Source organism: Limosilactobacillus vaginalis DSM 5837 = ATCC 49540 (genome assembly GCF_000159435.1).
Lineage (GTDB): Bacteria > Bacillota > Bacilli > Lactobacillales > Lactobacillaceae > Limosilactobacillus > Limosilactobacillus vaginalis.
In genome coordinates this window covers 29,760-41,209 of record NZ_GG693417.1, presented here as the reverse complement: position 1 = coordinate 41,209, position 11,450 = coordinate 29,760, and the positions used below count along the sequence as shown (strand labels likewise).

Sequence of the window (11,450 nt, the reverse complement as noted above, 5' to 3'; positions counted from 1 at the left end):
TGCCACTTGGTGCGTCTTTTTTTATTTCTTTGAGGTATCTACCTTAATCGTGGTTACTACTCCCATCACGAAGCCAACTGCTCCAGCCCCGATTGCCGTGATTGCTAGTAGGTCATATATGCTCATTGCTTATATCCTCCGGCATTAATTCCAATTGGTCCGAGCTGTCCGTACATGAACTTGCGGTACCTTCGACTTGTAATAGTAAATTGTCGCCATCTCGGCTTATGTACGATACCTAATCCATTAACAATTTTCCTTGAAACCTTATATTGTCGATTGCTATACTCTGATGCTAATCGAAGCGCTTTTCTGCTCATTGATTTCATTACTTCCACCTCTTCATTCCTCGAAACTTAGTACCGTGATACTTAGGTTTGTGCCATGCTCGCGTGTAGTTTATGAGGTCAATTGGCCAATCTTGGTCAACCTCCCTGCTTAATCGCTTATTTGACTTTTCACGGATAACAAGAAACCGATGATAACACCTTCTGTTTAATTTCATTAGTCGCACCTCTCATAGGTCTTGCAGAAAATATCGTTAGCAATGACCCAATGTTCACCATCAATACCAGTGGCAATCCAATCGTCTTGCTTGATGACCATATCGCCTGCTTTAGTAGGCAAATATAAATCTAAGTCAGTGACCATTGGTGGAACATTAGCTTCATGAATTCCATAGTGTTTCATCATTTTTTTTCAGACCCATCAAACTGTTCAGCTTGAATGGTTGCTGTCTTTCTGTATGTGTGTAGCATTATTTTTCCTCCTCATACATAACAACGCAATCAAGATAAAAGTCTCTAAGACTATTATTTACAAATCCACCAGTGATATTAGTATCCACCATAGGATAAGGCTTAATATCAATTACTTTCTTATCCTTAATAAATTCATTTACGTTTTTATCAAATTTTTCTGGATCAGTTGCATGAATATAATGTACTTTCATTATTTCCACCTCTTCATTCCTCGAAACTCAGTACCGTGATACTTTGGTTTATGCCATGCTCGCGTGTAGTTTAATAGGTCAATTGGCCAATCTCGGTCAACATCTCTACTCAACTGCTTATTCGCTTTTTCACGGACGACAAGGCCTCGGTGACTATTCTTTCTGTTGATCTTCATGGTTTGATAAATACACTCCATTTCGTTTTGCTTCTCATGTCGCCCAAGATTGGTTGCTGGCCAAACGTTTTAAAAACTTCTTTAATTGGTATCTGTTCCTCATTCCATTTAAATAACATCGTGCCAGTTGGCTTTAATACTCGCATTATTTCTTGGAACGCTTTATGTAGTTCACTTGGCCACGTCATTAAATCAAGAGTTCCGTACTTCTTAGCGAGCCAGGATGTTTTACCTGCTCGGACCAAATGTGGTGGGTCAAAGACAACTAAATCAAACGTTTCATCGTCGAAAGGAATATGCTTCCAATCTGCTTGAACTTCAGGATTAATTTCAATCTTACGTACTAGATCACGGTCTTTTGCTGTATACACAGCCTTGCGAATATCCATGTAGGTTGTATGTGGCTCCTGTTTGTCATACCAGAACATTCGCGATCCACAGCAAACATCAAGTATTTTCATTTACATATTTCTCCAATCGCGGTGCAAGCCATTCATACGCCTCCATAGGGGAATCGAAGCTGGCATTCAATTCTTCAATCCAATCTTCTGATTTTGGTGGATAAACATAGGTTGACCATGTTATTAAGGGGAGATCACCAAACCGATTGATTCTTTGACTCGGTATTGGTAAGCCAGTAATCTTTTCACGCCACCAATAACCATTACCGATTTGGTCGATTTGTTCTAACTGAATTTTCCACCCTTGTTTAACTAATTTCTGAAAAGGCTTAAATCGCATTTCCAGAGGCGGGTTTGCCCACTTAAATAATTCCATTACTTCCATCTCCGTTCGCCACGATACCTAGTACCGGAATATCTAGGAATTTTAAATATTTCGCAAAAACTAGACAATTCACTCTTGTAGACAATCGGATTGCTCCATTGCTTCTTAGCTTTTCTTTTCACCTTGTTAACTTGCACAAGATAGATATGTCTCTTCCGTTGCTTGCTCATTGCTTCCATCTCTTAGGCTTTCTAGCCTTCTTGTGCCACCACTGTGACCATTCATAGCTAGTATGATTGTGCCAATCCATCATGTGCTTAGCCTTAGCAATTTGTTGCTTACGAGTACGTTTAATTGGTTTGACCCGCTTGTAATTAAAACAAGCTGCACAAAAATCTTTCGCTAGTTTAGGAGTGATATTAATTTCAACTTTAGTCTCAAACATCTCTGTCCTCCACTTTTTCAGCCTTCACTCCATAGTGAACAATGAATAGACCATAATAGCCTTTTCTCCTCTCACCTAGTGTTAGCTTTCCTTTACTACTTATATTCCACACTTCATAGGTTTTGCCGTGATAAATAACTTTTCTCACGGGTTACCACCCTTCTCGAATTCTCCCAGCGATAAACGCCAAGATAATCACTAACACTACTGGTAGTAGCACCCAACCACCAGCAAACTTCATTGTCACTACTGCAATCAGCGCAATCGCAAACCACAGAAACGCATACAATACACTATCCATTACTTTTCCTCACTCCTTTGCCATTCAGCTATCAGTTCTTGTGCTCTCACTAACTGGTCATGTTTGTAATCACTGTTAACACTCATTCGTACTAGCTTTACGTATTCTCGTTGGTTTCCTAGTAGTTCACACTCGCCAGCAAATCCAGCACCAACGAAGCGCATCTTGTAGTTATTTAACTGGGTAACCATCACGCCGAGATTAGTTAGTGTCATCTTTAATCCTTTAAAATTCATTCAAGTTCACCTCCATAATCTTTAAATCCATAACCGACCAACTCCTCATCCACAATCTTTAAAGCGTCGTCCACCGATCGAGCAATACCATGTATGATATTGTGACTGGTTAACATGTGATGAAACCTAATCTGGTCTTGTCGAGGTTTACCCTTAGCATTTTTAATTTCCAAGTAAAACACCTTGCCATTCGACCACTTAAATCCATACAGGTCTGGGTGTCCCTTTGGCAGCCCCGTATCAAACCAGCGTCCATCATCAGTTTTAACTTTACCTACATTACTCCGGAAGATCGTGCAACGGTGCTGTGATACGGCGACTAGAATTCGGGATTGAATTTCATGTTCACTAATCATTGCTGCAGCCTCCAATAAAACTGAAAACTACGCTAATGATTGCTGAAACGCCGAATGCTACTACTAGGATTAGTCCGACAGGTGAAGCAAGTGATGCTATCAAACAAAGCAGAGTTATGAACGCCAATCCTTTGGCCACGTTAGAATACTCATCCTTCATCAATATCTTCCTCCACTTCTCTCATTATCCTTAACATTTCACTTCCTCTTTTAAGTGCTATCGTATAGCCGGTCTTTAAGCCTCGACGATACCCTTGATGGAATATTTCATGCCTATCAGGATTTCTTTTAACAAATTCATCTAATTCTCTATCTGTCATTAGTAATTCATCTCAATTTCTTCAATACTATCTAGTGCCGCTAGTGGAATAATTACCCGACAACTTTGTCGATTTAATCCATATAGATATCGGCAACTAACATCTTTAATTGCTCGTTGGATTTCTTGGTAACTGCCCTTGTAGTTATAGACGTTTCCACCAATTGTGTGTATTTTTATCATTGTTTCCTCCATAAATTAGTAAAGATATGGAATTGGCTCACAGTTTTCTAGGCCAAGACTTTTTATTTCGTCTTTTGTAAACAAAATATCAGTCATCGAATTAACGGGAAATGATTTCATTCGATCAAGCGCCCAATCAGTTACAAACAGTGTTCCATCTTCATCTTTGGCATAATAATTATCTTTGGTATGAGGTACTCGTATTAGAAACATTCCTTTGCCTTGCGTAAACCTCTTGGAATTAGAACGATTAGCTTCATCTAGCAAATAACTAATTACTTTGTAGGCTTCATTTAGTAAGTCAATTAGGTCTTCAATATCCTTAGTTGGTGTTCCATAACACTTTTCCATATATGTGTCATACCAATCCCAAACTGCATCCCGATCATAATCAGGAATCCACTTATATTTTTCTACCCAATTTTCATAAGTTTTATCTCCCATTTTTACCTCCACATTCTTGTATGACGGATAAAATGACGGATTCTTCAATGGCTGTGTTCCTTGTGCCCCAACGGATTTGACCTGTTTTTACCACATATGACGGATCTCGTTTTACCTTCCTTTTATATATATTCTTTTATTTTCTATATATACTTTTATTTTTAACATCCGTCATAGAAGTAAAAAAGTAGTATAAAGCACTGATATATCAACGTTTGTAACACGTCAGACATCCGTCATATCATCCGTCATGTGTTTTACATAATTAACAAGATTAAGGTGTTTTGTTTAAGAAATTAGTGCGGCTGTCTTGGGCAATCCTCAAACCAAGGTAATAACGCCCATTCATTGTTCGTTTGTATTCAAATTTCTTTTTCATCTCTCTGCCGAATTTTTGTTTTGGCATTGAATACTCACCGGATTCATTCGCCCATTCACGATAGACGTTAAATAATTCACCTGCTGGAACCTTGTAATCAGAACCAGTCTCACATTTTTCAGAAACAAAGTACGAAACAACATCCATCTCATCTTTGTATTCTTGACTAGCTTTAGTAACAATCTCTGGTGGATTAAGCCCTTCGGCCTGCCACATCATGGCGCCTTGCACAATCCAATTCAGAATTCCTGTACCTTCACGTTGCAACTTGTATTTCAAATCCTTGTCGACTTTATCTTTCGGAATTTGAACAGTGAATGGAATCAGCATGATTCGCCGCCAGATACCTTCGTCTGTTCCACGAATTAACGGCTTATGGTTAGTAGCCATCCACAGCTTAAATTCGGGATTAAATTCAAATTCATTGCCGTAAAGGTGACGAGCAACAATTTTATCTCCACCAGTTAACTGTTTAAGCAATCCTTCATCTAAACGACTACCCTCATTAGCTTCACTAGAGATAACCAGTCGTGCTCCCTCTAATCTCGCAATATCAGAATTAGCACCATTATTGTTTTTAACCATAATAGAACTGACATTCATAGTTTCAGCATAGGTACCTAAGATGTCAGCAATTGTATTGATAAAAACTGACTTACCATTACGCCCATTACCATAAAGAATAAACATGACTTGCTCTTTGACTGATCCAGTAGCAGAATAGCCAACCGCCTTTTGAATATAATGAATTAATTCTTCATTATTATTAAAAACTTGGTGAAGAAATTTATCCCACTCTGGACAATCGATGTTATCAGTATATTCAGCTGCTGTTTGTTGGCTAAACATCTTATCCCTGTCATGGTCATGCAAAACGCCACTGTTCAAATCAACATAACCTGATTTTGTATTCAGTAGCATAATTTCCTTGTCAAATTGACTATGAAGTACGGGAATATGGTGTTTTAATTCTTCGAGCATGTTCTTTTTGCTACGATTACTACGCGACTTTTTCAAGAACTTTTCCCAGTCCTTTTTGGCGTCTTCGTCTTTAACATCGGGAGCTACATGAATCTTTTCGTTTTTCATATTGCTAATTACATTGTCGGCACATTTTTCAACAATGCCCGTTTGGTCTGGTTCCCAGTAAGAGTTGTTGTAGTAGTAAAAACATTTATCGATATATGAGTACTTAAAGTTATCGCCATACATATCCATAAACCGCTGAGCGTTCCCCATATCGTCCCATGAACGTTGTGGATGTTTTTTCTTTGAATCGTCATTATTTAAAAAAGACAAGTCATAGTTGAATTCTGGTTTACCATGAGGATTAAAAACATCGGATGTTTCATTGATGGCCTTGTTGAGTAATGCGATACCGTAGGTTGTTTTTCCACGTTTGCTGTCAAACTTAGGCCGCATTAAACTGGACTGGCGGAAAATTGTATCCATCTGGTTGAAATCACGGCCAGTCCAAAATGCTAAATCATTAGCAAAAGCCATATCAGCTTCTGAGTGGCTAGGATAGAAATCTTCCCAGCCACCTTCCATGAACATTTTGAAACGTTTGCCGCTTGACGACCTCTCTGCTCTCGAAATAACTTCATCCAGTGATAAGTCATTCGTGGTAATCTGTGGCGAGTTTTGAGGAAACGGCATCACCTTGTCATTACCAAAATAATGAGTATACAGTTTCGCCATTTCTTCGTGGTCCAGTGATTTAATTGTAGGCTGGCTATTTAATGTATTTCCTGTCAAAGCGAAGAAACGACCAGATTGGTACATTTCATAGTTGCCTTTACGCCGACGATTACCCGGTATCTTACCTTTGAAAATGCAGTGAATACCTTCACCAGACATAGAAATTTCCATGTAGCTACCCTTTGTTAGTTGGTGTGCCTTGTTTACATAGTTTTCCGGATCACTGTCGCCTTCTCTAACTTTGTCAAGCTCGTCTGCAATATGATCGATATCTAAGCCAACATAGCCGTTAGCAAAGTAAAACGCTAAGCCATCAGCTTGTGGGTACTTATCTATTGCTTGCAGTGCAGTATCAAAATCAGACCACGTGCTTGAATCATTAGATTTTCCATCTTCACCATTCCAAGGATTAAGAGGTATTTTAGTATACTTATTTCTTTTCTCCACCCAGATACGGTGGTAGTTCCCCCATTGATTTAGCTTTCTCAGTTCTTCGGGAATTGCTTCATACGCCACTATTTTCACCTCACTTGCTTTTTTAATGGGCATCCCATCCACTCGATGTTGTAAGTGCACTGACTCAAAACGTTTAGAATGGCAATTCATTATCGCCCACAGTTGTGTCGGTTGATGTTGAACTGCTTTGAGGTTTCTTGAATTGGTGTTGCACTTCTGGGAACTTAGTTTTTTTCCAATCCCAAGGTGCCGGACGGTTTTCCTTACGCTTTTTGCCGTTGTATTCTGACGTGGTTACCTTGATATGAATTCGTACTGGCTTTTTATCCATAATTTGAAAGAAATCTTCGATTGAATTAATCTCAGTTCCTTCGGGAATACCAGCAGCCTTCATAAAGTACATGAAGTTGTTTAGATCATATTGATTAGTCTTACGCCGCTTCCATTCGTTTACCCACAGGTGACGATTGTGTTGCTTGCCGTTAGTTTCAGGTAATGCAGCATCTAAGTCATTGCGAACGATAAGGTCGAATTGTACTGATTCAGCGCCGGAATTAGTGGCGTTTTCTTGCACCGAATTAATGATGAATTCGTAATCACCTGCTGGCAGTGGTTCGTTGCTGTTGCTAGTAGTGTTTGAGTAATCTGTAGTTAAAAATGACATGTTATTTTTTCCTCCTAATTAATCTGGAATTGGTAAGTTGTTATCAGTCAAAGTTTGATTGCGATAAGTAAGTGCGTCTTGAAGCGTAAGAAATCTTTTATGCACTTGTAGTTTATAAATTTGAACAACATATTTTTTCTTACGTTTTACTTGGCTGTAATATGAAATATATTTATGGCCAGTATTAGTTTTGGATTTTCCAATAGTTGGTAATGTTTTATTATGCTCATAGTTGTAAATCATTTCTTGTATGGCTTTGTATGCTGTGTCAGGTTTAGTAAAGAAGGAAGTGATATATCTTTTTCCTTTAATCATGACGGAACCATAATATTTTCCCTTCTCGGGGCCACTCTTTTGCAAAGAGACATTTGCAAACCCAGTTGAGTTATTTGAAGCCTTTACTCCTCGACAACCACGTCCTAATCCATTTATACTTCCAGAAACAAGATTGACAGAACTAACAACTTTAGCTTCTTGGTTCCGCAAGTTTCGAACGACTAACATTTGAGCGTGGTTTTTTTCAATTTCAGTGGTTCCTATGACTTTGTAATTGCCAAACACCATTCCGTCATATACTTTTAGGCGTCTCTCTCTCATCTCAGCATCCCTCTTTTCTTAGCTTGGACATAGGCCCAACCGGGCTTATATCCGCGTGCTTTAGCAATTGCATATAGATCTTCGACTGTCTTTGCTTCGTTAGGGTTCATCTGTGCATACCGAGTTTTTTTGTAGTCAGTAACAAACCTAAACTGATCAATCTTCACAATTTTTGCATTACGTTCTTCTTTCATTCCGCTCTTTTCGATTGGAATCTCAGCTCCACAAACAGGGCAAACTCGGCACTGCACTGGAACAACAGAAAAGCAAGATGGACAAGTCTTGATTGGATAATTAACGTCGGTTGCTTTACGCCGCTTCTTTCGTTTGCGATCCTCTAGTGCCCATTGCCTTGGGGTGATTGGAATCCCGTGTCGATAGCAATTACCAACGTGGTCAATAATGACTGCTCTTTTGTTAGGCATATAGCGCATACAGCGCATCGATTGTTGAACATCTAGCACCAATGAAGCTGTTGGACGGAGCATCACCACACATGAACAATCAGGCACATTGAATCCTTCACTAATCAAATCGACATTACACAGGATTTTTATCTTGCCTGCTTTGAAGTCGCTCATGATGGTTTCACGTTCTTTAGCTGGGGTTTTTGAATCACAGTGAACAGCTTTTATGCCAGCATCGCAAAATTTTTGCGCAATTTGAGCACTATACTTTCGACTGTGAGCGTAAAGAATTGTCTTGCGACCGTTAGCAATCTTTTTCCAGGTCTTGATGACATCCCCAAAAATAGTTTTTCCTAGAGCGTCTTCAATTGATTTATTGCTGAAATCACCACTACCGGAAAAATGCAATTTTCCTGCATCCGCCAAGTTAACGGAAAAGTAATCATACGGGGCGAGCTTTTTATGCTCAATCAACCACTTAACCGTCGGGCCTTCGACCATTGCCGGATAAATATCTTTGAATCCTTTACCATTCATTCGCCATGGGGTAGCAGTAAAACCTAATCTAGGCACATCCGAATAATACTCATAGATTTTTTGGTACGTATTAGCCCGCGAATGGTGACTTTCGTCGGTAATAATTAACGATGGCTTAGGGATTTTATTGAATCGCCCTGGCACTTTGCCGACAGTTAAGATTGTGCATTTAGTTAAATCGACATCTTGTTTCTTAAATGATTCAGTAATCTGATTAACTAATTCTTGACGGTGAACAATGAACAGCACTCTCCCACCTCTCAAAGTGGTTAAACGTGCGATTTCAGAAATGACGATTGATTTGCCAGAACCAGCTGGACTAACTATTAAAACACCTTGATTGCCTTCGGCTAATTTTTGCCTGGTTTCATCGATTAACTTTTGCTGATAATCGTACGGCTTAATCATCGTCGTCAAAGGTGAACAGTTCTTCCACCTTACATCCTTTTCGATTATCTAAACGGTTCTTAGCATAGATACCATCATTGCCCTCTAGGATTACTCCTCGTGCATTATCTTTGGGTTTTACAACCAGTCGGCCAACAATATCGGTCAGCCCCATAAACGTATTCAAGACACTATCACGTAAGTCTGGAGCATACTGATTAAACATCTGCCCTGTCTCGGTAGTAATCTGACGTTGACGTTCCCAAGCAGTCACCAGTACATTGCAATCTGCTTGATAAATGGAACTAATCAGCCGAGTAAAGTAGTTTGTCCACATTGAATAGTGTTGCAATTCGTTAGTGATACCGTTCTTTGATTCACGGCCTTTTTCGATAAACCAATCCTTTTCCAGACTAGATACGTTATCGATTACCAGATTGTCGTACTGCTTAGCAATATTGGTAATCATCTTGCTGATAAAATCGTTCATTTCTTCGATTGGCTTAGTCCGATCAAATTCAGCAACTTGGACGTTTTCACCAGCCAAAACTTTGCCGGAGCTATCAAGATCAAGGACAAACGTTGAACCAGGTAGTAACTTAACTGTGGAGGTTTTTCCTGTGCCAGGTTTCCCGTATAGACAGATACGCCAGTTAGCAGATCGCTTTTGTTCTTGCATATTGATTATTTGCATTACTTTTGCACCTTCTGACTATTTGCATCTTGATAGAGTTCACGAATAACCATGTTCACGATGATACTCAATGTTTGCCGTGAGTGTAGTTCTAGATCATCAGTGATATTGTTACTGTAGGTTAGCTTGTCCATCTGCTTAAGGTACTTAACCGCATCCCTGTAGGTTTTACGCGGCGCACTAGCCGCGCTGGTGTAAAGCTCATCGGCTACTGTGCCAAGGACGCTTTCGACTTCTGACAGTCGTTGTTGGAATTCGGTATCAATCTTCTTCGTCATCAGCTTTGCACTCCTCCCACTCTTGCTTAGTTAATCCAGTACCGTGATAACCATCTTCGTCCATGAATCGTCTACGGTATTCTGGGTTTTGCTCATCATTCTTTTCTGCTAATTTATCCCAATTAATGCTATTCATTCTTCTAACCTCCATAGACTTCTTTAGTGTCAGTTCCTAATCGTTCAGTAATTACTCGTAAAGCGTTAGCGTGATTCTGCATTTGGATTGCACACCACATTAGTTCTTCGGGCGTAGAAGCTTTACTGTATTGGTCACTGAGATTTCCAATGATGATTGCTTTGTCACCAATCATTTTGTTAAATTTGTTTAATTCTTTGTTTTGCATGTGTTATACTCCTCTTGTAATATGTTTATTTTTGTTGAGCATCGGCGTTACCAGCACCGCTGCTCTTTTTTTGATCCATATGATTTAGTAGCAACAGCAATCCATAAATCATTGGAATAAACAATGCCCCGTCATATGCACCGATTGAACCGCAGTAAACCATCCACGCTCCAAGTGCGAACGCTATCAACCGTGAGTGCAGAACTTCGTTAATCATGACTTACACCTCCTTTCAATGTGATATGCTTGATTCATCTCCTAGCGAAAGGGAGGTGAAAATAAATGAACTTTGGATGGACAATCACTACAGTCATTGCGGTTGTTTCATTGTTATCTCCTACAATCAGCGCAATAGTAGATAACATTTACAATCGACGACTTGAAACGTTAAAACTACGAATAGCTAATTTGAACACTCGTATTAAATATGAGCGTCAATTAATTCATCGACTTAATATTGTCAGAGGAAAACTTGAGTTCCATGGTCCAGTAAAAGATGGCTCAATCCAAGAGGAAGTTATTAGTGTCGCAGCTGATGCATCTACACTTTTTCGTGACCAAGCAAAGAAAATGGACTTTGAAAAATTGCAGAATTTTGTACTACAAGGCGCTATAAACTATCGCGAATATATACGAACTTGCCTTGACCATTTATCAAATCTAGTTCTTCAGGATCAGCAAAAAATCGATATGCTTTTACGTTGCTTTAATAAAGATGATATTCATACTAATGAATAAGCTTTAAGAAGTAATAAAATAGTTATTATGTAGTATGGAATTGAAAAATATACATAAACAATTGGTCGTTTATGAATTGCCCAACAAAACAAAGCTGCTTGAGCCAGTAAGTATATCCATATGCATATAA

22 protein-coding genes are annotated in these 11,450 nt (G+C 39.1%); 1 reads left to right on the top strand and 21 read right to left on the bottom strand.

Annotated features, from left to right (window positions below; all coding sequences use genetic code 11):
- Nucleotides 1–504: 504 nt before the first annotated feature.
- The 21 genes from HMPREF0549_RS08665 to HMPREF0549_RS08580 all read right to left on the bottom strand — a co-directional run bounded on the left by HMPREF0549_RS08665 (nucleotide 505) and on the right by HMPREF0549_RS08580 (nucleotide 10,799).
- Nucleotides 505–693, bottom strand: a complete 189-nt coding sequence (locus HMPREF0549_RS08665; RefSeq protein ID WP_003717926.1) for a hypothetical protein — start codon at nucleotides 691–693, stop codon at nucleotides 505–507.
- Nucleotides 694–757: 64 nt separating this feature from the next.
- Nucleotides 758–952: a hypothetical protein gene (locus tag HMPREF0549_RS08660; protein WP_003717925.1), complete on the bottom strand. Its 195-nt coding sequence runs from the start codon at nucleotides 950–952 to the stop codon at nucleotides 758–760.
- Complete coding sequence (locus HMPREF0549_RS09925; RefSeq protein WP_003717924.1) at nucleotides 952–1,128, bottom strand: hypothetical protein; 177 nt, start codon at nucleotides 1,126–1,128, stop codon at nucleotides 952–954. The genes HMPREF0549_RS08660 and HMPREF0549_RS09925 overlap by 1 nt, the downstream gene beginning before the upstream one ends.
- On the bottom strand, nucleotides 1,125–1,589 hold the full coding sequence (locus HMPREF0549_RS08655; protein WP_003717923.1) for a class I SAM-dependent methyltransferase: 465 nt from the start codon (nucleotides 1,587–1,589) through the stop codon (nucleotides 1,125–1,127). The genes HMPREF0549_RS09925 and HMPREF0549_RS08655 overlap by 4 nt, the downstream gene beginning before the upstream one ends.
- On the bottom strand, nucleotides 1,576–1,905 hold the full coding sequence (locus HMPREF0549_RS08650; RefSeq protein ID WP_040531867.1) for a hypothetical protein: 330 nt from the start codon (nucleotides 1,903–1,905) through the stop codon (nucleotides 1,576–1,578). The genes HMPREF0549_RS08655 and HMPREF0549_RS08650 overlap by 14 nt, the downstream gene beginning before the upstream one ends.
- A gap of 175 nt (nucleotides 1,906–2,080) precedes the next feature.
- On the bottom strand, nucleotides 2,081–2,299 hold the full coding sequence (locus HMPREF0549_RS08640; RefSeq protein WP_003717920.1) for a hypothetical protein: 219 nt from the start codon (nucleotides 2,297–2,299) through the stop codon (nucleotides 2,081–2,083).
- Nucleotides 2,300–2,450: 151 nt separating this feature from the next.
- Nucleotides 2,451–2,600 (bottom strand): hypothetical protein, encoded by a 150-nt coding sequence (locus HMPREF0549_RS09810; RefSeq protein WP_003717918.1) that lies wholly within the window; start codon nucleotides 2,598–2,600, stop codon nucleotides 2,451–2,453.
- Nucleotides 2,600–2,836 (bottom strand): hypothetical protein, encoded by a 237-nt coding sequence (locus HMPREF0549_RS08635; protein WP_003717917.1) that lies wholly within the window; start codon nucleotides 2,834–2,836, stop codon nucleotides 2,600–2,602. The genes HMPREF0549_RS09810 and HMPREF0549_RS08635 overlap by 1 nt, the downstream gene beginning before the upstream one ends.
- The gene (locus HMPREF0549_RS08630; protein WP_003717916.1) at nucleotides 2,833–3,192 is read right to left on the bottom strand and encodes a VRR-NUC domain-containing protein; all 360 of its coding nucleotides are present in this window, start codon (nucleotides 3,190–3,192) and stop codon (nucleotides 2,833–2,835) included. The genes HMPREF0549_RS08635 and HMPREF0549_RS08630 overlap by 4 nt, the downstream gene beginning before the upstream one ends.
- A 149-nt stretch (nucleotides 3,193–3,341) precedes the next feature.
- Nucleotides 3,342–3,512 carry a hypothetical protein gene (locus tag HMPREF0549_RS09805; RefSeq protein WP_003717914.1) on the bottom strand — a complete coding sequence of 57 codons (171 nt, stop codon included), beginning with the start codon at nucleotides 3,510–3,512 and terminating at the stop codon, nucleotides 3,342–3,344.
- Nucleotides 3,512–3,694 (bottom strand): hypothetical protein, encoded by a 183-nt coding sequence (locus HMPREF0549_RS08625; RefSeq protein WP_152378535.1) that lies wholly within the window; start codon nucleotides 3,692–3,694, stop codon nucleotides 3,512–3,514. Before HMPREF0549_RS08625 ends, HMPREF0549_RS09805 begins: the two co-directional genes overlap by 1 nt.
- 15 nt (nucleotides 3,695–3,709) lie before the next feature.
- Nucleotides 3,710–4,138, bottom strand: coding sequence for a hypothetical protein (locus HMPREF0549_RS08620; RefSeq protein ID WP_003717912.1), 429 nt, complete (start codon nucleotides 4,136–4,138; stop codon nucleotides 3,710–3,712).
- Between the two features lie 274 nt (nucleotides 4,139–4,412).
- Entirely contained in the window at nucleotides 4,413–6,767 is a 2,355-nt protein-coding gene (locus HMPREF0549_RS08615) for a phage/plasmid primase, P4 family (RefSeq protein WP_240102042.1), read from the bottom strand.
- A 40-nt stretch (nucleotides 6,768–6,807) separates the two neighbouring features.
- Nucleotides 6,808–7,338: a DUF669 domain-containing protein gene (locus tag HMPREF0549_RS08610; RefSeq protein ID WP_003717910.1), complete on the bottom strand. Its 531-nt coding sequence runs from the start codon at nucleotides 7,336–7,338 to the stop codon at nucleotides 6,808–6,810.
- A gap of 18 nt (nucleotides 7,339–7,356) precedes the next feature.
- Nucleotides 7,357–7,935, bottom strand: a complete 579-nt coding sequence (locus HMPREF0549_RS08605; protein ID WP_003717909.1) for a hypothetical protein — start codon at nucleotides 7,933–7,935, stop codon at nucleotides 7,357–7,359.
- Entirely contained in the window at nucleotides 7,932–9,287 is a 1,356-nt protein-coding gene (locus tag HMPREF0549_RS08600) for a DEAD/DEAH box helicase (RefSeq protein ID WP_003717908.1), read from the bottom strand. The genes HMPREF0549_RS08605 and HMPREF0549_RS08600 overlap by 4 nt, the downstream gene beginning before the upstream one ends.
- On the bottom strand, nucleotides 9,280–9,960 hold the full coding sequence (locus HMPREF0549_RS08595) for an AAA family ATPase (RefSeq protein ID WP_003717907.1): 681 nt from the start codon (nucleotides 9,958–9,960) through the stop codon (nucleotides 9,280–9,282). Before HMPREF0549_RS08595 ends, HMPREF0549_RS08600 begins: the two co-directional genes overlap by 8 nt.
- Nucleotides 9,960–10,238 (bottom strand): hypothetical protein, encoded by a 279-nt coding sequence (locus HMPREF0549_RS08590; RefSeq protein ID WP_003717906.1) that lies wholly within the window; start codon nucleotides 10,236–10,238, stop codon nucleotides 9,960–9,962. Before HMPREF0549_RS08590 ends, HMPREF0549_RS08595 begins: the two co-directional genes overlap by 1 nt.
- Nucleotides 10,222–10,374 carry a hypothetical protein gene (locus tag HMPREF0549_RS09800; protein WP_154645770.1) on the bottom strand — a complete coding sequence of 51 codons (153 nt, stop codon included), beginning with the start codon at nucleotides 10,372–10,374 and terminating at the stop codon, nucleotides 10,222–10,224. The genes HMPREF0549_RS08590 and HMPREF0549_RS09800 overlap by 17 nt, the downstream gene beginning before the upstream one ends.
- A gap of 4 nt (nucleotides 10,375–10,378) precedes the next feature.
- Nucleotides 10,379–10,582, bottom strand: coding sequence for a hypothetical protein (locus HMPREF0549_RS08585; protein ID WP_003717904.1), 204 nt, complete (start codon nucleotides 10,580–10,582; stop codon nucleotides 10,379–10,381).
- A 25-nt stretch (nucleotides 10,583–10,607) separates the two neighbouring features.
- On the bottom strand, nucleotides 10,608–10,799 hold the full coding sequence (locus HMPREF0549_RS08580) for a hypothetical protein (protein ID WP_003717903.1): 192 nt from the start codon (nucleotides 10,797–10,799) through the stop codon (nucleotides 10,608–10,610).
- Between the two features lie 65 nt (nucleotides 10,800–10,864).
- Between HMPREF0549_RS08580 and HMPREF0549_RS08575 the strand changes: the two genes are divergently transcribed.
- Nucleotides 10,865–11,320 carry a hypothetical protein gene (locus tag HMPREF0549_RS08575; protein WP_003717902.1) on the top strand — a complete coding sequence of 152 codons (456 nt, stop codon included), beginning with the start codon at nucleotides 10,865–10,867 and terminating at the stop codon, nucleotides 11,318–11,320.
- Nucleotides 11,321–11,450: the final 130 nt, after the last annotated feature.